Raw genomic sequence first — 20,531 nt, 5'->3', positions numbered from 1 at the left:
CGAATCAGCCCTTGAACGTTTGAATCAATGTTCCTTTGCCATGCTCGACTTGTACAGAAGCGTGGGCCCCATTGACAAGTGTCATCTGAGGGGGTACGTGTCCGCAATCGATATCAAAAAAAATAGGAACTTCTAACATATGATGAAGCTCCTCGTATACCATTTCGACCGTATAGTCTTGATGCACAGAGGGGGCGTCACTCCGTCCGAACAGAATACCAGACGTATGATCGAACCAACCGGCCCACTTCATTTGAAGGAGGGTCCTTTTTAATGCCGGAACGTTTAGCTCAGCATTTTCAAAATACCAAAGAATCGGCTCGTCATTCAGATGTTCGCGCTGGAACGTCTTGACGTCTCCATATGGTGTCCCGATTGTATGTAAGAGCACATCGAGGCATCCACCGAGCAAGCGTCCTGTTGCATTCTGACCGCCAATCGCTCTCCATTCGGTCGTTTCCGTCATATGAAACAGATGTGGCGTCGGGTTGTCAAACTGCCATTCGTTTTGGAACTTTTCGGACGAACGTTGGATGACCGTTTCGTCGGTCCGCGTCGACAACACATCGAGCCAGCGTGAACTCGTCTCGTCCCACAAATCAGCACGTAAGTCGACTAAGTTTGGACCGTGGGCCGAGGCGATTCCGGTTTTTAGCGTATACACAAAAAGCAATAGACTCGTATCTGAATAGCCGAGCATCCATTTTGCGGGCAAGGACTGCCACTCGATGTGATCGAGGATTTCCATTAAGAGTTCCCCACCCCAGGGCGGAACAATCAAGTCGACATTGTCATCTTGAAGTAGAGATGTCAGTTCATGTGCACGGACTCGAGCCGGAGCGGACTTCCCAAATCGTTGTTTCCACGCATTCGGAGTGAATTGCAATGTGAACCCTCGATTGGAAAACTTATGTTCCGCTTGATGCAATAGATGGTGCAGTTCTTCTGGTATACCCGACGAAGGGGCGGTGACACCAATTTGATGACCGGTTAACTGTGGATAACGAATCATGACAACCTCCTGTGGATAAGTGATATGTTCAGTAGAAAAAATGGGTTATCCACATGTGGACAACTAATTAGAGCGCATCCGTTCGGCATGACGCATTCCCCATTCGTTCATCGCTTCGAGAATCGGGATCAGTGTTTTCCCGTACTCACTTAAACGATAATCGACACGGGGCGGAACTTCCGGATAGACGGTCCGAATGACGATATCCTGTTCTTCTAAGTCACGGAGTTGTGCGGTCAATATCTTTTGGCTGATTTTTGGTAACGCGCGTTTCAACTCACTGAAACGCAATGTATCTCCATTGATCAACACAAGGAGGATGGAATGTTTCCATTTTCCTGTAATCAGTTCGAGTGCCGTATCGACTTCACAGCTTGTTATGTTAGTCACGTCGCTCTTCCTTTCCAATAGTATCGTTGAAGTAACTATACCACCTTTTTGTGCCTACTTCTGTAACATCGACCGAGCGGGTATAGTGAAGGGGAGGTGATAATATATGAAAATCGAAAAAATCGAACTCGGTCCGGTAACGCTTCGAGTCCGTGACATTGAACAGGTGACACGATTTTACGTAGACGTGATTGGGATGAGTATTTTAGAAGAGAGCGAAGAGCTCATTACACTCGGTACGAAGGAACGTCCGCTTGTCATCTTGCACAGTGTCCCGCAAGCGAAAACCAATCCACGGGCGGCAGGCTTGTTCCATTTAGCTATTCTGTTCCCGAACCGTGTAGAGTTAGGAAGCATGTTGGCACATCTCATTGAGCGACGCATCGAAGTGGGGCAAGGCGACCATCTCGTGAGTGAAGCCTTCTACTTGAGCGATCCAGAAGGAAACGGGATTGAATTGTATGCCGACCGCCCGAAGGACCAATGGACGTACGAGGCAAACGGCCATGTGAAAATGGCGACCGAGCCTGTCGACTATGAATCGATGCTTCAAGCGGCAGCCAATCGGTCGTTTACTGGTTTACCGATCGGAACGACGATGGGGCACGTGCATTTTAAAGTACGCTCAATCGAGGCGGCGAAACGTTTTTATCATGATCGGCTTGGCTTCTCCATTACGACGGATTCTTATCCAGGCGCACTTTTCCTAGCAGCTGATGGCTACCACCATCACATCGGAACGAACGTGTGGGCCCGTCCGAGCGATCCTGTGGGAATGGAGACCGGAATCGAAGCATGGACGCTTCTCGTCAATGAAGAGACGAACCAGGCGTTAGGCGGAACATCGTCTGAATGGTCGTTGACCGATGAAGACGGGATTACCGTGCATATTAAAAGAACGAACGCTTGAGCGTTCGTTCTTTTTAACGTGCGGATGTTTTCTTCTGACCTGCGTTAAACGAGAGACGAAGTCCGCGTTTTTGATACGCTTGCTCGACTCGTTTAGGATTGAGGCTGAGCTCAAGGTGAGCTAGCTTCAAATGTTCAAGTGCCGGCACCGTGACATCGAGGCGAACGAGCTCCATATTGCGCTCTGCTTTTTTGCGTGTTCGTCTCAAGTTACGGGGCACCTCCTCTGACGTCAGTGCCGCGATCGTTTCATTTACTTGTTGTCGTTTTTCACCCTTGATGCTCAAGGCAGAATACAGCTTATCGAGCGAACCGAATCGTTTGATGAGTTGAACCGATTGGCTTTCGTCGAGCCCGGCAACTGGAGGGATTCCGTCAGAACGGTCTCCTGTCAACGCTTTGACGGCTGACAGTTGCTTCGGTTTCAATCCTTCGTATAGCGCCGCAATCTCTTCTGGTCGAATTTCTAAATGACGCTTGAGTGGCAACGGACGATTATCACGAATGTCACAGCGAGCCTGCATTTGCTGAAGCTCCTGTGTCTGTAACCAAACGGTGATTCGTGGACTGACAAGCTGTAACAAGTCTTTGTCTTTTGTCATGATGACGACAGGGGCACTGCAACTGAATTTACGGGCGATGTGGGCAATCAAGTCTTCCCCTTCATACCCTTCTACTTGGAATTGTGGGATTCCACTATCCTCAAGCAGTTGGCGCATGAGTTCCATCTGCGCTTTTAATTCAGGCGGTGTTTGACGTCTGCGACGTTTGTAGCCTGGGTACAGTTCTCGACGCCATAATGTTTCACGTGAGACGTCCCAAACAACGACAAAATGAGTCGGACGATGTCTGCGTAGAATCGTCCGGATGAGGCCGGTCATTCCGATGACGGCACTCCGATCGTTTTTAGATACCTCGCGTCCTTTTTTCGTTCGGCTCGCGGCGGCACCATAATAAGCACTGGCCAGCATGGAGTTACCGTCAATCAAAAATAGTTTGCGTTCCATGCGTAACCTTCTTTCTATTTCTTTCTGTTTAAACCGAACATCTCGCCATGTTTCGGTGATGTTGTGTCATTGAGTGGGTGACACTCAAATAAGCAACATATGTGCAGTATATCACGGGAAGAGGCGAAAATATAGCGACAGTTCGGTGCAAACGTGAAAAACCCTTCTCCATATTTCGGAGAAGGGTTTAAAGAAAGCATCATTCAGATAATGGTTCTTCCTCTTCGTGAGAGGCGAGAATCAAGTCGACAAAGACGATGCGGTGGTTATCGACTTCACTGACAATCAGTTCATGGTTGCCGGGTAAAAGGAAGCGCTCGCCTGTTCGGGCATTCGCTTTTTGTGATAAAACGAATCCACCGACCGTATCGACGTCATCTTCGATTTCGATGCCGAACCGCTCTTCGAGTTCTTGCGTTAAAACGAGTCCCGAAAGGCGATAATGTTTCGGAGCGACTTCTGTAATTTCAGCCTGTTCGTCTCGATCGAACTCGTCTCGGATCTCGCCGACGATTTCTTCTAAAATGTCTTCAATCGTCAACAGTCCTGCCGTCCCGCCGTACTCATCGATGACGAGACACATCATCGTCTGCGCGTTTTGCATTTTCACCATCGCTTCTTGAAGTGGCGTGAACTCGGTGACGAGCGGCAATTGATGAATGAACGACTCGAACGGTGCATCATTTTTTGAAAGTTGAGCAGTGAAGAGCTGTTTCGCATTCACGAATCCGAGAACGTCATCGCGATCGCCATCTCGTGTGACGGGATAACGCGTATACTGGTGCTCTTCCACTACGGCGATGATCTCTTCAATCGTATCTTCTTCATCGATTGTCACCATGTTCATACGTGGCACCATGGCATCTTTGGCGATCCGTTCGTCAAAGGAGAAGATATTTTGAACATATGCCAACTCGTTTTCGTTGATCTCACCACTACGGAAACTTTCCGTCATAATGATTTTCAATTCTTCTTCAGAGTGTGCCGTTTCCTGCGCTGTCGTCTGTACCCCGAATAAACGGAGTGTGATTCGAGCCATACTGTTCAATGCTCGAATAAACGGATAGAAGATTTTTGTGAAGACGTAGAGCGGACGTGCGACGAGCAGCGTCAACTTCTCCGCTTCGTGAACCGCGAGCGTTTTTGGCACGAGTTCGCCGATGACGACATGGACGAACGCAATCAATAAGAAGGCGATCAAAAACGACAAGAATGTCACGAGAGATGGCGATATGTTCAATTGTTCGACCAGAGTGTGGATATACGCTTCGATTTGATCGGCACCAATCCATCCAAGGCCGAGTGCAGAAAGCGTGATTCCGAACTGAGAGGCAGAAAGGGAGTCGTCGATATTCTCGATGACTTTTTTCGCGCTGACCGCTTTCTTATTTCCTTCGAGCACGAGCTGGTCGAGTCGAGCGCCACGCACTTTCACAATTGAAAATTCGGCTGCCACAAAAAAGGCAGTCAAAAAGATTAAAAGTGCGACGACGAGTAAGCTGAGTAACATGGGACTGTCCAACAATTCCCCCTAAAATCGGGGAGTCACCTCCATTGAGTATAAGATCAAACGTCTTTCAGGCGTTTCCTGAAAACGAATAGTTTGTTTCAGTATAGTTGATTTGTTTCAAATATTCAAAATGCAGCCAATCATGTTTGATGAAGAGGGGAATGCGGGAACTAAACCCGAGAAGATGAAGGAGGAATTGACATGGCAAACTATCCAGAGTTAAAAGGCAAAGTCGCGGTCATCACGGGCAGCTCGAAGGGGCTCGGTCGTGCCATCGGGGAGCGTTACGCAAAAGAAGGGATGAGCGTTGTCCTGAATTACCGCAGCAGTGAAAAAGAGATGGAGGAAGTCATCCGTGGAATCGAGGCAGCTGGCGGGAAGGCTGTCGCCGTGAAAGGAGACGTCGCGGAGGAAGGACTCGCGGAGAAGATGATTGAAAAAGCCATCTCTGAGTTTGGGAAGATGGATATTTTCGTGAATAATGCCGGCGTACAAGTCGAGGCAAAAACACATGAGATGGAGTTTGATAACTGGAAGCAGATTATCGACGTCAACTTGAACGGGACGTTCCTTGGTGTTCGTGCTGCTTTAAAATACTTCGTTGAGAATGAAATCGAAGGGAACATTATCAATATGTCTTCTGTTCACGAAGTCATCCCGCGTCCGGGGTATACACATTACGCAGCCAGCAAGGGTGGCGTGAAAATGTTCACGAAATCCGTCGCGCTTGAGTATGCACCGAACCATATTCGTGTCAATGCAATCGCACCTGGGGCGATTGATACACCAATCAACGAAGAGACGATGAGCGACCCGGAAGAGAAGAAGGGATTAGAAGCGCTCATCCCATCTCACGTCATCGGGAAGCCGGAACAAATCGCAGCCGTTGCCGCTTGGCTCGCGTCGGATGAGTCGTCCTATGTGACGGGGACAACCATCTTTGCGGACGGTGGGCTTTCGCTCTATCCGTCATTTGGTCCAGAGAACAAAGTCCAATAAACAAGAGGGTGCGATGATGCACCCTCTTTTCGTTTAGCTACTCATTTGATTGGTCATATCCGACTTGGGAAGGCTGACAGTGAAAATGGAGCCTTTGCCGATGTTTGAGGTAGCGTGAATCGTTCCACCGTGACCTTCAGCGATTTCTTTACAAATCGCGAGACCGAGACCGGTCCCTCCGATTTTTCGACTGGCGGAATTGTCGACGCGATAAAACTTGTCAAACAATTTTGGTAGCGCGGTTTGGGGAATCCCGATACCGTGATCTTCAATTGAAATGTCAATCCAATCCGGTCGTTCACATGTGACACGGACATGGATTTCGCCACCCCGAGGCGAATACTTCACAGCGTTGTGCAGTAGGTTCATGAAGAGTTGATTGAGTCGCGTCCGGTCTCCGTATACATAGACGTCTTCCGTGCAATCAAACGTGATGTGATGATGTTGGCTTGAACCTTGATGCACCGAGATCGCTTGCTCAAGAATAGCGGACAGACGCTCTGGTTCGTTATGGTACGTCTGTTGTCCAGACTCCATCCGTTGTACATCGAGCAAGTTCGAAATCAAGTCTTCAAGACGCAATGTCTCTTGATGAATCATTCCTAAATATTTTTCGGAACGTTCAGATGAAAGCTTTCGGAAACGAAGGAGTTCAGTGAATCCAATGATACTTGTGAGCGGAGTCCGGAGTTCGTGAGAGACGGTCGAAACGAGTTCGGTTTTCAGACGGTCGACTTCGGTCTCGTGCGTCACGTCACGGAAAACGAGCATCGTTCCATGACGTGTTCCTCGCAAGTAAATCTTCTCCGCATACATTTGAATGAAGCGCTCTTCCTGATTCATCGAGAACGTGACGCTCTCTTCTTTACACTGTCCATCGAATGAACGTTCCATGAACGCGAAAAAGGCATCCTTTTGGTCGACCTGCAGTCCGAGCTCCTCAAGGCTAGCGTCTAAACGATATAAATCGACTTCATTTCGCTTCGTAATCGGTTGATTGAATAAGACAAACAACGCTTGGTTCGCTACTTTCTCACTTGTTGCGTGTTCGACATAGATGACGGCATCGCGAATCGAGTGCAGAAGGCGCGCTGTCTTCTCACGTTCTTCTTCAATCCGATAGCGTTGTGTCGTGAGAGATGTAGCCATCTGTCGGAACGATGTTGTCAATTGCCCGACTTCATTTTTAGATTGGGCTGCCGCCGGTGTGATTGGCTGTCGTTCTCCGGCAAGGCGCTTACTGTTTTCGATCAACTCCTGCAGTTGACCAGTTAAGCGTCTCACATATGGACGGGCGACGATAAAGAGAATGAAGAGAACACCGAGTAAAGAGAGGAGCCAAAGAGCTTGTGCCCACTTCGTATGGGTCGCAAGCTGAGCACGGAGCCCATCCTCTTCTGCGTTCAGTGAGTTCCGGTATTCCGTGAAGACGCTCTCCATATCGACGATGCTCGCACTCATATCCGCGGCACTTTTCGAATTGATTTTGAATTTACGATCTGCCGGTGGGTCTTTTTGAGGATTCACTTTCCCGAGCGTCGGCATCTTTAAGAAGGGTTCGGTTACACTACCGTCCCGTTTTCCTGCTACATAACGTTCGAGGCTCGGCATGACACGTTCCTGATACGCGACAAACAGCGTACGCGCATCGCTCGCGTACGTTTTTTCTTTCTCGGTAACGGCATTCTGCTCGAACCAAGTGGTCTGTTCGTCAATCAAGACTTGTTTATCTTGCACACGTTCTAACATCGCGTCATCCCCAAGGAGGACATATCCGCGCATTTCATATTGCATCGACTGCCATGTCTCGAACAATTCGGTCGCATTCGTGCGCCGTTCACTGATGTTCTCGAGCGATGACGTCGTCTGTTCGATTTTATTTTCCGTATACACATATACGGCAAGCGACGTGAGGAGGATCAGTCCGATGAATAAATAGAAGACGAATAGAAATTGTCTCCCGATCCGTTGGTCAATCCATGACTTCATAAAGACCGTTCCTTCCTAGAATGATGAACATTCCGACTGTGACAAATATCCTACGAGTGTCGTTCTTTTATTGTACAGATTCAACTCTTTAGATGCTAGATATTGAGAAATCAGGGGAATGGCAACTATTATATATTGAATAGTAGTGTTTGATATGCTATTGTTCTATGTATAGTAGGGGGTGGGATGATGAATCCTCAATTCAAGAAGGGCGTACTCAACCTGTGTGTGTTAGCACTCGTCGCGGAACAAGACCGCTACGGCTATGAACTCGTCCAAGCGATTTCAGCCAAAGTAGCCATTTCAGAAGGTGCGGTCTATCCGTTGTTGCGTCGGCTGACGACAGAGGGCTATTTCACAACGTATTTAATGGAATCTGGAGAAGGTCCTCCACGGAAGTACTATCAGATTACGGAACAAGGACGAATACATTTGACTGAGTTGCGAACGGAATGGAACGTATTCACGAACGGTGTCAATGACTTAATCCGAGGGGGAGACGACAGATGAATGAAGAACAGTACTTGTCAGAGCTCGAACAATTATTGATGAATGTGAAGGTGAAAGATCGGCTTGATATTTTACGAGACGTATCGGAATATTTCACGAGTGGTCGATTAGAAGGAAGAAGTGACGAAGAATTGGCACGTGAGTTAGGGGAACCGAGCATACTCGCATCGGAATTGCTCGCCTCTGTCGATATTGAAGAATCGGTCTCGACGCGACCGCCTGCGGTTGTCAAAAGCTCGGCGGTAGCCTTCCAAAGCGTCCTCATTCAAGTTCAAAATGCGCAAGTGTTCGTCACCCCATCACAAGACGGTTATGCGTATGCGACGCTTGAGACGGAGACTGATCATGGGGTCGTCATGGATATCGTCGGGGACACTTTAGAGATACGGATTGAATCCGAACGTCGTTTCGGTCTTTCGGACCTGTTCTCATGGTTTGGGTCAAAGGCACCTGTACTTCGGGTTGAATTGCCTCATCACGCCTATCATCAGATTCAATTGAAAAATCGTCACGGTTCGAGTGATGTACAAGATCTCCAAGCGGAACGGTTCCACGTGGAGAGTGAGAACGGTCGAATCGTCGCACATCACATTCAAGCACGACATGGTGTCCTGCGCACATCGAACGGAAAAGTGCTCGCATCAAGCTGTCACGGTCACGATTGGGAGCTTCATTCCTCAAACGGTCGTGTCGAAGCGAAACATTCTCAGCTCGAGCGGATCAACATCCATTCCTCGAACGGTCGAATCGATGTCGATCACGTCACGGGAGCGGTCGATGCCAAAACTTCTAATGGACGGATAGACTGTTCCGTACAAGCGATTCAAGCACCGATTCGCTTGAAGACGAACAATGGGAAGATTGACTTACATGTCGATGAACGTCCGGAAGATGTGACGATTCGTGCGAAGTCACGAAACGGGAAAGTTGATGTGTTTGGAGAGCGCTCGAAAGAGTGCGTATTTGGAGACGGGTCGATTGAAGTGAAATTAACGAGCTCAAATGGGAGCGTCACCGTATCAGGATGAATATAGCCCCTCCATCGATCGATGGAGGGGCTATACTTATAAATCATGTACCAACACATAGGCGACTCGAACAGGACCATGAACGCCGACGATGAGGTTCATCTCGATGTCGGCCGAGTTCGAGGGACCAGAGATGAAATTGACACCGTTCGGGGAATGGAGACCGTCTCGGTCGAGTGTGGCAAGTTGTTGTGCCGTTTGCGTCATACGTGGAACAAGGACAGATTTCGGGATGATTGCAATATGGTCTTGCGGTAACAGACTGATTGTCCGTGATCTACCAGGCTTCGCATATTGGACGATTGTCGCACTTTCCGCAAATGCCGCATCCGCAATCGTGATTCCAATGTCCGCTCGAATGGCCAGCTCTCGACTCGCTTCGGGTTGTGACGAATCCCACCAATCAAACGTCTCACTTGTTGCAGGTGCCCAAGCGGAAATTCGCTCATCGTTTTCTGCGAGAATCCGTGCGCCATGATAGCGTTCAATTAAGAGGCGAAGCGTATCATCAAGCTTCGCAGATTCACATTCCACCAAATCGGTATGGATTCGGGTCGCGACCATGCGGAACGTCTCGAGCAGCTCTTCTTCACTCGCGCCTTTCAACACCTCATCTTGCGGACGATGTGTATATTCCCGTTTTGGCGGCGTGAGCTTGACCTCACGACCGAGTTGCTTGGCGATTCGTTGTAGAAAGTCCTCACGGTTTGTGATTGTACCAGGATTCATCAGGCATTCCCCCGTTTCTTGAACCAATCTCGGACGGTCTGTTTGTTCGGCTGCGGCAAGTCTTTCGAGTCCGTCCAAGCCGGTAGCCCTTTCTCAATCTGACCCGAGGTGGCGAACGGTGATGTCGCAAACGGTGCGACATGTTCTGCGGCTTCGAATAAGAATGGACTCGAAGCGGTGACGGCAAATCCTTTCATCGCAATCCGCTCCACGAAAGGTGATTGCTTTTTCTCCTCTACGATGACGCGTCGATGTTCAATCAACAGTTCATGCAGCGGAATCTTTACAGGACACGCCTCCGTACAGGCGCCACAGAGACTCGACGCATAGGGGAGTTCTTTATAGTTCTCGTATCCGTCAAGAAGCGGAGCCAAGACGGCACCAATCGGACCTGGATAGATTGACCCGTACGCGTGACCACCGATATGGCGATAGACGGGACAGACGTTGATACAGGCCGCGCAGCGGATGCATTGCAACACCGATTGGAACTGTGTCCCGAGAATACCAGAACGCTTGTTGTCGACGATGACAAGATGGAACTCTTCTGGTCCATCGACTTCACCGACCGCGCGCGTCCCGGCGAACGTCGTGATGTATGACGTGAGTCGCTGACCGACCGCGCTTCGACAAAGCATGTTGACGAGCACCTCGAACTCTTCATAAGACGGGACGACGCGTTCCATGCCCATGACAGAGATGACCGTATCAGGAAGCGACGTCACCATGCGTCCGTTCCCTTCATTGGTCACAAGCCCGACGGCTCCACTCTCTGCGATGGCGAAATTACAGCCGGTGATGCCGACTTCTGCCTTCAAAAAGTCTTTCCGTAGTTCTTGTCGTGCATAGCGTCCAAGTTCAGTCGGATCGTTCGACCCGCTGTAGCCGTGGGCAGTGAACGTCTCATGCACAGCGTCGCGGTCTTTATGCAGGGCCGGGGCGACGATGTGAGACGGTGGATCTTCGTCGAGTTGTAAAATCCATTCACCGAGATCGGATTCGACGACAGTACATCCTTCTTCCTGAAGTGCCTCGTTCAAGCCGATTTCTTCCGTGACCATCGATTTCGATTTCACGACATGTTTGGCTTGTTTCGACCGGACGACTTCTCGGATGTAGCGGTTCGCTTCTTCCGGTGTCTCCGCGAAAAAGACGCTTCCACCACGTTTTGAGACATTCTCGCTCAATTGATATAAGTAATAGTCCAGATGTTCCAGCACATGTTGACGAATTTCTTCCGAATGGTCGCGAAACGCTTCCCAGTCCCCGAGTTCACCTGCAGCATTCAACCGGCCATCCCGTAGACGGTTTTGAGCCGAACTGACGGCCTGCCGCATGAACGCATCTTCGATTCCATCTTTTCGTCGATCTTGAAACTTCTCATCCAATCGAATCCCCATGCTCATGCTTGCTTCACTCCTTCGTTCAACACTTCGGCAATATGCATCACTTTAATCGGATGTCCCTGTTTATGAAGACGTCCGCCGATGTTCATCAGACATGACGCATCCGCTCCGATCAACACCTCTGCGCCTGACTGTAAGATGGAATCGACTTTTTCATCTACCATTTGTACCGACACGTCTGGCATCTTGACGGAGAACGTCCCGCCGAACCCACAACAGTTATGTACGTTCGCGAGGGGAACCATCGTCAGTCCATCGACGTTTCCGAGCAACTTACCGGGAGCCGCTTCGATTCCGAGGAGGCGAGTCATATGACAAGACGCGTGATAGGTCGCTTTGGCGGGAAACTTGGCACCGACATCTGTGACTTCGAGCACATCGACGATGAACTGCGTCAGTTCGAACGTTTTGGCGGCGTGCGCTTCAGCGCGAGGACCCCATACTGGATCATCTTGGAACAAATGAGGGTAGTCGCGCATCATCATGACACACGACCCCGATGGTCCGACGATATATTCTGCATCTGCTTGTTCAAACGTTTCAATCATGTGCTTGGCAACCTTTTTAGTCTCCTCATGATAGCCGCTGTTGTAGGCAGGCTGCCCACAGCATGTCTGCTCAAAGGGGAACGTCACCTCGCACCCTAAATGTTCGAGTAGTTCGACTGTCGCTTGTCCGACGGATGGAAACAACGTATCAGATAAACAAGTGACGAATAAAGCTACATTCGGCATAGCCATTCCTTCTTTCTTCTGATGATAGCGATTTCAACGTCATTATTTCATAAAGCGTAGGAAAGTGACAGAAAAATGGGGAGAAAAACTGATTTATTTGTAAAATCCTGTCTAATTGATAACGTATCTCACTGAACAGATATTCATCTCTTTTCTGATATAAAACAGCTAAGGAGAACGTATAACAGAAAAAGATCCTCGACACATGACGAGGATCTTCTGTCTAACTTATAGGAAGAACATTTCCAAGATGAAGAGTGCGCCGAACAAGTAGATGAGCGGGTGAACCGTCTCTTTGTTCATCGCTTTGAAGATCGGGTACAAGATGAACCCGAAGGCGATGCCGCGTTCGATGCTTCCTGACAAAGGCATGATCAAAATCGTCATGAAAGCCGGGAAGTATTCGCTGAAGTCGCTCCAGTCGATGTACCGGACGTTCGTCAACATGAGTGCCCCGACGATGATGAGTGCAGGAGCTGTGATTGCCGCTACGCCAGAGATGGCACCGATAAGTGGGCTGAAGAAGAGTGTCAATCCGAACAATCCGGCGACGACGGCCGTTGTGAGCCCCGTACGTCCACCTTGCGCGACACCGGCAGCAGACTCGATGTATGCCGTAGACGGGCTTGTTCCGACGAGTGATCCACCCATTGTGGCAAGTGAATCGGCAAAGAGTGCACGGTGACCATTCTCAATTGTTCCATCCTCTTTTAAGAGACCTGCCTGTTTTCCGACACCGACAAGCGTACCTGTCGTATCAAAAAGCGTGACGAGGAAGAACGAGAGGACAGCACCGAACAAACCGTATTGAATGACATCACTAAATGCCGTCACGGGGTTGACCATGAGTCCCTCGGGAAGCGTCGGCATCGCCGTGACACCATCGATTTTTAAGATGTCCATGAAGTATGCTGCAATCCCAGTGAGTACCATCCCGATGAGTAAAGAACCGGGTACGTTTCGTGAAAAGAGAAGTGCCGAGACGATCAAACCACCGAGTACAAGTAGTACTTCTGGAGAAGACACGTCACCGAGACGCACCAAGTTTGCTTCATCAGCAACGATCAAACCTGATAGTTTTAATCCGAGTGAAGCGATGAAAAGACCGATTCCGGTCGTGATGGCATGCTTCAACGAAGTCGGAATCGCTTGAATCAACTTCGTCCGAATTGGAGAGAGCGACAAGATTAAAAAGAAGACGGACGAGACGAAGACGACGCCGAGTGCGGCGGACGGGGCAATCTGTTCTTGGGCGACGAGCGTGTAAGCAAAAAATGCGTTGAGCCCCATTCCTGGCGCCACGGCGATTGGTAAGTTCGCATAAAACGCCATCAAGCCAGTTCCGATGAGGATGGCAATGATTGTCGCCGTGAAAGCTTGTGCGAATGGGATCCCTGCGTCAGATAGAATCGCCGGGTTGACGACAGAGATGTACGCCATCGTCACGAACGTTGTGATTCCAGCAGTCACTTCTTGTTTAACATTCGTTCCATGTTGTTTCAATTGAAAGATATTCATCGATAAAACTCCTTATTTCGGTCTATTTCCGAACATTAATTGAAAAAAATGATTAAATTAACGTTATCAACTTGATGACTATACAAAAATGTTTGATTCACGTCAATTGTTTTACGTGAAAAACATGAAAAATGAGGAACAATAGTAAAAAATGTTCGGAAATAAACTTTTTTAAAAAGAAGCTTGCTCTGAAACGCGTTTCAGAAGATACGGTATAGACAAAGGGAGGGGAACCGATATGAAACCGACAACGTGGAAGGCATGGTGCAGTGGAATCGTATACGAGCTCGTCATCAATCAGTTGTATACACCGTTTGGGAAAATGTTGTGTACCCGTTTCCGTGAAGAGTTTCTTCACTTGCCGTTAGAAGAGCGCTTCCGTCTCGTTCAGGCAATCCGTTGCCAAGTCGTCGAAAGAGGTGACAGTCAGCAAGCAGAGTGGGTACACTATATGCAAAGACTGACAAGTTGAGGTGAGATGAATGGCAAACATTCGAGATATCGCAAAGCACGCTGACGTTTCGGTGACGACGGTCTCACGCGTCCTGAACGAGCATCCGTACGTATCGAAAGAAAAACGGACCCGTGTTCATGAAGCGATGAAAGAACTCGGGTATTTGCGGAATCAACAGGCGTTAACGTTGTCGACAGGGAAGACGCAACGAATTGTCGTGATCCTACCTTATATGGATCACCCGTATTACGGTCTCTTCGTCAATGGACTCGCCAAGGCGGCGCTCGAGCACGATTACCGGCTCGTCATGTGGCAGACGGAGTATAAATTGAGCGAGGAACGACAAGCACTCAATTTATTGAAGCATCGTGAAGTCGATGGGGCGATTGTCTTGTCTCACGAGATGTCCTTTAAGGAAATGGAGGCATACCGCGCGTACGGGCCAATCGCTGTGGCGACCGTCGGTGCACCGGAGACGATTTCGTCCATCCATGTCGATCATTACGCGTCGTTCGTATCAGGTATTCATGTCTTGAAGGAACATGGATATGAAGAGATTGGTATCATCTTGTCAAGAAGCCATAGTCCGAGCTCCCTTGCGCGTCAGCAAGCCTATTTCGATGAAGTAGAGCATGCGCGTCAGCAATGGATTTGGACCGGCTATTTGACGAGTGAGGACGGTATTCGGTTAGCTGAAGCGTTCCTCTCTCAAAAAGAGCGTCCTCGAGCGCTCTTTTTCTCGTCTGATTATGTCGCCCTCGGATTTTTAGGAGAGATGCAACGGCGAGACATCAAGATTCCTCAGGAAGTCGCCATGCTAGGCTTTGACGGACATCCGATCGGTCATGCATTCGGACTGTCGACGATGCTCTCACCGAATGAAGAAATCGGGCGACGCTTATTTGAAACGACGCTCGCTGAGATGAACGGTGCTCAACCGGAAACGCATGGCATGACGGTGAGCTATCAAGTTGGCACAACACTTTAGGCAACTTCCTCGCTCGACTCTTTTGAAACGTTTAGAATGAAAGGAGTAGTCGAGAGGAGGAGATGTTATGAAGATTCAAGTAACAGAAGAAGCGCTCCAATGGTTCAAACAAGAGATGGAAGTTGAAGCAGGTCAAACGGTTCGTTTGTTTGCAAAATATGGGGGTTCGACAGACTTGACGCACGGTTTTTCTGTCGGGGTCATCACAGAAGATGTGAACAATGCTGCTGTTGAGACAGAGGCAGATGGGATTCGCTTCGTTGTGGCAGAACAAGACGAATGGTTATTCCAAGGACAAGACGTGAAGGTCGAGCTCCGCGGAGAAGAAATCGTCTTCGTGCAGGCCTGACGTTTCAGTTTGTTTACGTTTGATGAAATGTCGTTTGACGAAATCGAGCTAGGGGAACAGATTACGACAAGTCGGATTTTCGAAAGGATGACACCATATGTCAGACAAAGAAAAGCGTGAACAAGAAGAAAAAGAAAAGTTGAAGCGAGATCAGCCGGACATCTCCCATGAAGAAGATTCAAAAGGAGATCATTCTGACCTCGAAGAGACAGATGAAGATGAACAAGCATAAGAGCCGAGACACGGCTCTTTTTGTTTGGGAATTGAAAGAAATGCCGTGGGCGTTATAATGGATAAGGGAAAACTATTTAGTGAGGAGAATGAGACATGAGTACAGTACTAGTCTTTGGACATAAAAATCCAGATACCGACACAATCACGTCAGCGCTCGCCTATGCCGAGTTGAAAAAGAAATTAGGGATGGACGCAGAGGCGGTTCGTCTCGGTGAAGTGAACGGTGAAACACAATATGCGCTCGATCACTTCCGTGTGAAAGCACCACGCTTGATTGAAAGTGTGAAAGGTGAGGCGGAAGAAGTCATCTTGGTCGACCATAACGAGTTCCAGCAAAGTGCGGATGGCATTGAAGATGTGCGAATCCTTGAAGTCATCGACCACCACCGTATCGCAAACTTCCAAACGGCAGACCCGCTCTACTATCGTGCGGAGCCAGTCGGGTGTACGGCAACAATTTTGTTGAAGTTGTATAAAGAGCATGGTGTCGAAATTGCTGCGGATATGGCCGGCTTGATGCTGTCAGCCATCATCTCGGATTCGCTTCTCTTCAAATCACCGACATGCACAGATGAAGACATCAAAGCAGCGAAAGAACTTGCGGAGATCGCTGGCGTCGATGCGGAAGTATACGGACTTGAGATGCTCAAAGCCGGTGCGGACCTTAGCCAAAAAACGATTGAAGAGCTCATCTCACTCGATGCGAAAGAATTCGCGATGGGCGACTATCGTGTCGAAATCGCACAAGTGAACACGGTCGATGCGAACGATGTCTTGAACCGGAAAGCGGAAGTTGAAGCCGCAATCGCCAAAACGGTTGCAGCGAAAAACTTGGACTTGTTCGTATTCGCCATCACGAACATTTTGACGAACGATTCGGAAGCCGTCGTTGTCGGACCAAAACCAGAACTCTTCGAACAAGCGTTCAACGTGACGCTTCAAAACGGATTGGCGACACTTCCTGGCGTCGTCTCGCGTAAGAAGCAAATCGTGCCATTCTTAACTGAAGCGGCAACAAAATAAAAACTCGAAGCCGCGGCCTCGAGCGGGACTGCAGACGTTAATACGTCTGCAGTTTTTGTTTAAAAAAGACCGGACAATGAAGTCCGATCTTAGGATGATTTTGTTTGTCGTCCGTATGTTCCGAGACGCCATAGTTTCTCAAACGGTCCGTAACGGTGAGTCTTTAGCCACCACATCGAGAAAAACGACTGCGCAATCAAAATGGCGATGCTGAGGAATAGACCTTCGGTTAAGGAAAGCGCCCCGTACGCCCCGAGTGCGATCACTGGCAAGACAATGATCAACGTATGTGTCAGATAGTTCGTGAGTGCCATTCGACCGAGTGCTTGAAGCGGGGCGAACGTCCGACCTTTTCGAACGGCGATGGTGAATAGGCAGACGTAAGTCGTGGCAAGCAGTTTTCCGGAGACGAGAACGGCCGCAGAGTTCGTCGCCGAATATTCGGCACCGCTACCGTAGTGATGCCAAATAATGACTGCGAAGAACGGTAGGGCGGTTACCGTACAGATGATAGCTGTCTGCGTCAGTCCTTGGATGCTCCAAGTGAGGAGTTTTCGTTCCCGTCCGATATAAAGACCGAACAAGAACAGACTTAGAATTTCAACCCCGACAAAAAATGAGTTTTGGAACATGTCAAAAATCTCTTCATCTAGGCGATAGTCGAACCATGGGCCGAATCCAGAATTGAAGACGGCCGGGAAAGGATCCCCATTAAACCTAAATCCGAGCGACAATTCTAAGTACATGGATGACACATAGAACAGTAAAAAGCTCCCAATCAATAAACTCCATGCCCACGTCAAAATCGCACGGTTACTCAATCCGTAAAAGAGAGGAAGCAATAAGCCCCACATGGCATACGTATGGAGGATATCCCCTGACCAAATCGCCAGGTGTGCCAGACCGAACAAGAAGAGAATCAAAATCCGGCGTATGTAACGACTGACCGATTCGCCTCGGGCGTATGAGCGCTCGAGGAAAATCGAAAAGCCGATCCCAAATAGGAGGGAGAAAATCGTATAAAACTTCGTTTGCACGAACAAGTCGAAGAGGGTGCGAACGAACAAGTCGCTCCCGTAATAGTCGGGACGACCGGACATCCAGTCGCTCCCGAGCATACTCGGGATATTGACGAGGAAAATGCCGCAGAGGGCAAACCCTCGGATAATGTCATACAAGATAATCCGTTCATTCGTTTGAATTGGGCCAGCCATACGACACGTCCTTTACTGAATTAAAATACTTTCGTCGTCCACGACTCACAGTTCCAGACATCTGTGACGATATCCTCATAGAATTCTGGTTCGTGACTGATGAGGAGGACACTTCCTTTGTACTCTTTCAACGCACGCTTCAACTCTTCCTTCGCGTCGACGTCCAAGTGGTTCGTCGGCTCATCGAGTAAGAGCAAGTTCGTTTCGTTGTTTAAGAGTTTACAAAGACGTACTTTCGCCTTTTCCCCACCACTGAGGACAGAGATTTTACTTTCAATGTGCTTCGTCATGAGACCGCATTTCGCGAGCATCGCGCGCACCTGTTGTTGGTTGAGTGACGGGAACTCACTCCAAATCTCTTCGATACACGTGTTGTTGCTTGATGCTGCTTCCTGCTCGAAGTAACCCATTTCGAGGAACTCACCACGTTCGACTGTCCCTTCAAGCGGGTTGATCAAGCCGAGCAAACTCTTCAAGAGTGTCGTCTTCCCGATTCCGTTCGCTCCGACGAGGGCAATCTTTTGACCGCGCTCCATCTGAAGGTCGAGCGGACGTGAGAGTGGCTCATCGTATCCGATGACGAGACCTTTCGCATCAAAGATGAGGCGTCCCGATGTACGTGCCTGCAAGAAGCGGAATTCTGGTTTTGGACGTTCCGCGCTCAATTCGATGACATCCATCTTATCGAGTTTCTTCTGACGTGACATTGCCATATTTCGTGTCGACACACGGGCCTTGTTTCGTGCAACAAAGTCTTTCAAATCCGCGATCTCGGCCTGTTGACGCTTGTAGGCGGCTTCAAGTTGCGAACGCTTCATCTCGTACACTTCCATGAACTTGTCATAGTCTCCGACATAGCGGTTCAACTCTTGGTTTTCCATATGGTAGACCAAGTTGATGACACTATTTAAGAACGGGATATCGTGGGAGATCAAGATGAAGGCATTGTCATAGTTTTGAAGATAGCGTTTCAACCACTCGATATGCACTTCATCCAAATAGTTGGTCGGCTCATCGAGGAGCAAGATATCTGGCTTCTCTAAAAGTAATTTTGCGAGCAATACTTTCGTACGCTGTCCACCTGACAAGTCCGTGACGTCACGGTCGAGACCAACGTCTAAAATACCGAGACCGCGTGCGACTTCTTCTACTTTCGCGTCGATGATATAAAAGTCGTTCGAGTCGAGCGTTTCTTGAAGCTCACCGACCTCTGCGAGCATGTCTTCCATTTGTTCCGGTGTCGCGTCGCCCATCTCCATGTAGAGTTCGCCGATGCGCGTCTCCATGTCAATCAGGTATTGGAAGGCACCTTTCAAGACGTCCCGAATCGTCATCCCGCGCTCAAGTACCGCGTGTTGATCGAGGTAACCGACACGGACGTTTTTCGCCCATTCGATTTTCCCTTCATCCGGTTGCAGCTTGCGCGTGATGATGTTCATGAACGTCGATTTTCCTTCACCGTTCGCTCCAACGAGACCGATATGCTCTCCTTTTAAGAGGCGGAAAGAGACATCGTTCAAAATAGCGCGGTCACCAAAGCCGTGGCTCAAGTTTTGTACCGTTAATATACTCATAATTCGTTTTCGTTCCTTTCAAAGTAAACTACCCGATATTGTAGCATGAATTGAATCAAATTAGTACGCCAGTCCGACTGACTCCCGTACGTGTTCATGTTCTTCAATCGTATGAAGCATGAACTGGGCGACATCTGCCCGAGAGATGTGCTTCCCGTTCTCTGGCACTTCATCGATGGTCGTGCGATATGTCGAGGTGCGAGGACCGTCCGTCAATTGCATCGGTCGTACAATCGTATAATCGAATGACGAATTTCGCCATAAGTCCACGGCTGCCCGATGATCACGGAGCGGTTTCCGGAGCATGAACGTAATGGCTTTCCCCGCAAGGCCCGGAATCTCATTGTCGATACCGGCTGAGGCCAAATAGACGACGCGTGAGATGCCATTCGTCTTCATCGCAGGGACGAGCTTGTCCGTGACACTTGCTAAAAAGTCTGGGTCGCTCAAATCCGTTCCGAGACAACTGACGACCGCATCGTGACCATGCATCGCTTCCGTCAATGCGTCGACATCATATAAGTCGCCTTCAATGATTTCGAGTTGTGGCGTCCGGATCAACTTTTTCTGTTCACGGACGAACGCGGTGACATCATGACCGTGCTCGATGGCTTGATCGATGAATTGATGTCCGGTCCGACCGGTTGCGCCTAATACGAATAACTTCATAAGGGCAGGGCTCCTCTCTCATATCCAATATCTACAGTATACAGCAGTTTCAGAAAAATCGAACATTTCACCGTTTGATTCCAACCTATTGCATTTCTCGTCAGCTCGTCTACAATAAGGTCTATCTTATATAAATAGATTCGCACTCGTATATCAGCGGAAATATGGTCCGCAAGTCTCTACCGAACTACCGTAAATGGTTCGACTACGGGTGGCGCTTGTCGTATGCTATCGTTGATTTCCATGCGGTTCGTTGCCTCCCGATGAGGGGTGACGAATCGCATT

The 20,531-nt window shown here is 49.0% G+C and carries 21 protein-coding genes and 1 riboswitch; of the genes, 9 read left to right on the top strand and 12 right to left on the bottom strand.

Going from position 1 to position 20,531, the window contains the following annotated elements:
- Positions 1-4 precede the first annotated feature (4 nt).
- Positions 5-1,012, bottom strand: a complete 1,008-nt coding sequence (locus KNO65_RS11495; RefSeq protein WP_214784298.1) for a S66 family peptidase — start codon at positions 1,010-1,012, stop codon at positions 5-7.
- Positions 1,013-1,075: 63 nt separating this feature from the next.
- Positions 1,076-1,402 carry a winged helix-turn-helix transcriptional regulator gene (locus KNO65_RS11490; protein WP_015880434.1) on the bottom strand — a complete coding sequence of 109 codons (327 nt, stop codon included), beginning with the start codon at positions 1,400-1,402 and terminating at the stop codon, positions 1,076-1,078.
- A gap of 106 nt (positions 1,403-1,508) precedes the next feature.
- On the opposite strand from KNO65_RS11490, the gene KNO65_RS11485 reads away from it, so the two are divergent.
- Positions 1,509-2,312, top strand: a complete 804-nt coding sequence (locus KNO65_RS11485) for a VOC family protein (RefSeq protein WP_159563312.1) — start codon at positions 1,509-1,511, stop codon at positions 2,310-2,312.
- A 13-nt stretch (positions 2,313-2,325) separates the two neighbouring features.
- On the opposite strand, the gene KNO65_RS11480 is transcribed toward KNO65_RS11485, so the two are convergent.
- Positions 2,326-3,318, bottom strand: a complete 993-nt coding sequence (locus KNO65_RS11480; protein ID WP_031424353.1) for a 5'-3' exonuclease — start codon at positions 3,316-3,318, stop codon at positions 2,326-2,328.
- Between the two features lie 199 nt (positions 3,319-3,517).
- On the bottom strand, positions 3,518-4,840 hold the full coding sequence (locus KNO65_RS11475) for a hemolysin family protein (RefSeq protein WP_251131718.1): 1,323 nt from the start codon (positions 4,838-4,840) through the stop codon (positions 3,518-3,520).
- A gap of 189 nt (positions 4,841-5,029) precedes the next feature.
- Here KNO65_RS11475 and KNO65_RS11470 point away from each other — a divergent pair, with 189 nt between their 5' ends.
- Positions 5,030-5,827: a glucose 1-dehydrogenase gene (locus tag KNO65_RS11470; RefSeq protein WP_214784295.1), complete on the top strand. Its 798-nt coding sequence runs from the start codon at positions 5,030-5,032 to the stop codon at positions 5,825-5,827.
- 33 nt (positions 5,828-5,860) lie between these two features.
- On the opposite strand, the gene KNO65_RS11465 is transcribed toward KNO65_RS11470, so the two are convergent.
- Positions 5,861-7,816 carry an ATP-binding protein gene (locus KNO65_RS11465; protein WP_214784292.1) on the bottom strand — a complete coding sequence of 652 codons (1,956 nt, stop codon included), beginning with the start codon at positions 7,814-7,816 and terminating at the stop codon, positions 5,861-5,863.
- Between the two features lie 189 nt (positions 7,817-8,005).
- Between KNO65_RS11465 and KNO65_RS11460 the strand changes: the two genes are divergently transcribed.
- Together KNO65_RS11460 and KNO65_RS11455 are read left to right on the top strand one after the other, a co-directional pair.
- Entirely contained in the window at positions 8,006-8,326 is a 321-nt protein-coding gene (locus KNO65_RS11460) for a PadR family transcriptional regulator (protein ID WP_214784287.1), read from the top strand.
- Positions 8,323-9,354: a DUF4097 family beta strand repeat-containing protein gene (locus KNO65_RS11455; protein ID WP_214691326.1), complete on the top strand. Its 1,032-nt coding sequence runs from the start codon at positions 8,323-8,325 to the stop codon at positions 9,352-9,354. The genes KNO65_RS11460 and KNO65_RS11455 overlap by 4 nt, the downstream gene beginning before the upstream one ends.
- A gap of 36 nt (positions 9,355-9,390) precedes the next feature.
- Here KNO65_RS11455 and KNO65_RS11450 read toward each other — a convergent pair whose 3' ends face one another.
- From KNO65_RS11450 to KNO65_RS11435, 4 genes are all read right to left on the bottom strand, one after another.
- Entirely contained in the window at positions 9,391-10,083 is a 693-nt protein-coding gene (locus KNO65_RS11450) for a LutC/YkgG family protein (protein WP_074034997.1), read from the bottom strand.
- Positions 10,083-11,483, bottom strand: a complete 1,401-nt coding sequence (locus KNO65_RS11445; protein ID WP_275060634.1) for a LutB/LldF family L-lactate oxidation iron-sulfur protein — start codon at positions 11,481-11,483, stop codon at positions 10,083-10,085. Before KNO65_RS11445 ends, KNO65_RS11450 begins: the two co-directional genes overlap by 1 nt.
- 2 nt (positions 11,484-11,485) lie before the next feature.
- Positions 11,486-12,223, bottom strand: a complete 738-nt coding sequence (locus tag KNO65_RS11440; protein ID WP_074034994.1) for a (Fe-S)-binding protein — start codon at positions 12,221-12,223, stop codon at positions 11,486-11,488.
- A 228-nt stretch (positions 12,224-12,451) separates the two neighbouring features.
- Positions 12,452-13,735, bottom strand: a complete 1,284-nt coding sequence (locus KNO65_RS11435) for an NCS2 family permease (RefSeq protein WP_031424359.1) — start codon at positions 13,733-13,735, stop codon at positions 12,452-12,454.
- Positions 13,736-13,979: 244 nt separating this feature from the next.
- On the opposite strand from KNO65_RS11435, the gene KNO65_RS11430 reads away from it, so the two are divergent.
- The 5 genes from KNO65_RS11430 to KNO65_RS11415 all read left to right on the top strand — a co-directional run bounded on the left by KNO65_RS11430 (position 13,980) and on the right by KNO65_RS11415 (position 16,789).
- Positions 13,980-14,213, top strand: a complete 234-nt coding sequence (locus KNO65_RS11430) for a hypothetical protein (protein ID WP_196430320.1) — start codon at positions 13,980-13,982, stop codon at positions 14,211-14,213.
- Positions 14,214-14,223: 10 nt separating this feature from the next.
- Positions 14,224-15,183: a LacI family DNA-binding transcriptional regulator gene (locus KNO65_RS11425; protein WP_159563319.1), complete on the top strand. Its 960-nt coding sequence runs from the start codon at positions 14,224-14,226 to the stop codon at positions 15,181-15,183.
- A gap of 67 nt (positions 15,184-15,250) precedes the next feature.
- A complete protein-coding gene (locus KNO65_RS11420; RefSeq protein ID WP_159563320.1) occupies positions 15,251-15,532 on the top strand; it encodes a HesB/YadR/YfhF family protein in 282 nt (93 codons plus the stop codon).
- A 97-nt stretch (positions 15,533-15,629) separates the two neighbouring features.
- Entirely contained in the window at positions 15,630-15,764 is a 135-nt protein-coding gene (locus tag KNO65_RS15795) for a hypothetical protein (RefSeq protein ID WP_015880450.1), read from the top strand.
- Positions 15,765-15,859: 95 nt separating this feature from the next.
- The gene (locus KNO65_RS11415; protein ID WP_074034988.1) at positions 15,860-16,789 is read left to right on the top strand and encodes a manganese-dependent inorganic pyrophosphatase; all 930 of its coding nucleotides are present in this window, start codon (positions 15,860-15,862) and stop codon (positions 16,787-16,789) included.
- Between the two features lie 89 nt (positions 16,790-16,878).
- Here the strand turns inward: KNO65_RS11415 and KNO65_RS11410 are convergent, their stop codons facing one another.
- From KNO65_RS11410 to KNO65_RS11400, 3 genes are read right to left on the bottom strand one after another with little or no spacing between them, the layout of a single operon-like run.
- Positions 16,879-18,003: a DUF418 domain-containing protein gene (locus tag KNO65_RS11410; RefSeq protein ID WP_214784284.1), complete on the bottom strand. Its 1,125-nt coding sequence runs from the start codon at positions 18,001-18,003 to the stop codon at positions 16,879-16,881.
- Between the two features lie 20 nt (positions 18,004-18,023).
- Positions 18,024-19,577: an ABC-F family ATP-binding cassette domain-containing protein gene (locus tag KNO65_RS11405; protein ID WP_015880457.1), complete on the bottom strand. Its 1,554-nt coding sequence runs from the start codon at positions 19,575-19,577 to the stop codon at positions 18,024-18,026.
- A gap of 60 nt (positions 19,578-19,637) precedes the next feature.
- The gene (locus KNO65_RS11400) at positions 19,638-20,246 is read right to left on the bottom strand and encodes an NAD(P)-dependent oxidoreductase (protein ID WP_214784281.1); all 609 of its coding nucleotides are present in this window, start codon (positions 20,244-20,246) and stop codon (positions 19,638-19,640) included.
- 126 nt (positions 20,247-20,372) lie between these two features.
- Positions 20,373-20,474, top strand: a riboswitch (purine riboswitch).
- Positions 20,475-20,531 lie beyond the last annotated feature (57 nt).

Origin of the sequence: Exiguobacterium sp. S3 (genome assembly GCF_018617295.1) — a bacterium.
Lineage (GTDB): Bacteria > Bacillota > Bacilli > Exiguobacteriales > Exiguobacteriaceae > Exiguobacterium > Exiguobacterium profundum.
Note: the sequence above shows the minus strand (reverse complement) of the source record. Positions and strands in the feature narration are given on the sequence as shown.

Excerpts from the sequence above, each read along its gene's own strand:
- KNO65_RS11495 (WP_214784298.1), bottom strand. The coding sequence starts at position 1,012 with ATGATTCGTTATCCACAGTTAACCGGTCATCAAATTGGTGTCACCGCC.
- KNO65_RS11485 (WP_159563312.1), top strand. The coding sequence starts at position 1,509 with ATGAAAATCGAAAAAATCGAACTCGGTCCGGTAACGCTTCGAGTCCGT.
- KNO65_RS11480 (WP_031424353.1), bottom strand. The coding sequence starts at position 3,318 with ATGGAACGCAAACTATTTTTGATTGACGGTAACTCCATGCTGGCCAGT.
- KNO65_RS11470 (WP_214784295.1), top strand. The coding sequence starts at position 5,030 with ATGGCAAACTATCCAGAGTTAAAAGGCAAAGTCGCGGTCATCACGGGC.
- KNO65_RS11465 (WP_214784292.1), bottom strand. The coding sequence starts at position 7,816 with ATGAAGTCATGGATTGACCAACGGATCGGGAGACAATTTCTATTCGTC.
- KNO65_RS11460 (WP_214784287.1), top strand. The coding sequence starts at position 8,006 with ATGAATCCTCAATTCAAGAAGGGCGTACTCAACCTGTGTGTGTTAGCA.
- KNO65_RS11455 (WP_214691326.1), top strand. The coding sequence starts at position 8,323 with ATGAATGAAGAACAGTACTTGTCAGAGCTCGAACAATTATTGATGAAT.
- KNO65_RS11450 (WP_074034997.1), bottom strand. The coding sequence starts at position 10,083 with ATGAATCCTGGTACAATCACAAACCGTGAGGACTTTCTACAACGAATC.
- KNO65_RS11445 (WP_275060634.1), bottom strand. The coding sequence starts at position 11,483 with ATGGGGATTCGATTGGATGAGAAGTTTCAAGATCGACGAAAAGATGGA.
- KNO65_RS11440 (WP_074034994.1), bottom strand. The coding sequence starts at position 12,223 with ATGCCGAATGTAGCTTTATTCGTCACTTGTTTATCTGATACGTTGTTT.
- KNO65_RS11430 (WP_196430320.1), top strand. The coding sequence starts at position 13,980 with ATGAAACCGACAACGTGGAAGGCATGGTGCAGTGGAATCGTATACGAG.
- KNO65_RS11425 (WP_159563319.1), top strand. The coding sequence starts at position 14,224 with ATGGCAAACATTCGAGATATCGCAAAGCACGCTGACGTTTCGGTGACG.
- KNO65_RS11420 (WP_159563320.1), top strand. The coding sequence starts at position 15,251 with ATGAAGATTCAAGTAACAGAAGAAGCGCTCCAATGGTTCAAACAAGAG.
- KNO65_RS15795 (WP_015880450.1), top strand. The coding sequence starts at position 15,630 with ATGTCAGACAAAGAAAAGCGTGAACAAGAAGAAAAAGAAAAGTTGAAG.
- KNO65_RS11415 (WP_074034988.1), top strand. The coding sequence starts at position 15,860 with ATGAGTACAGTACTAGTCTTTGGACATAAAAATCCAGATACCGACACA.
- KNO65_RS11410 (WP_214784284.1), bottom strand. The coding sequence starts at position 18,003 with ATGGCTGGCCCAATTCAAACGAATGAACGGATTATCTTGTATGACATT.
- KNO65_RS11405 (WP_015880457.1), bottom strand. The coding sequence starts at position 19,577 with ATGAGTATATTAACGGTACAAAACTTGAGCCACGGCTTTGGTGACCGC.
- KNO65_RS11400 (WP_214784281.1), bottom strand. The coding sequence starts at position 20,246 with ATGAAGTTATTCGTATTAGGCGCAACCGGTCGGACCGGACATCAATTC.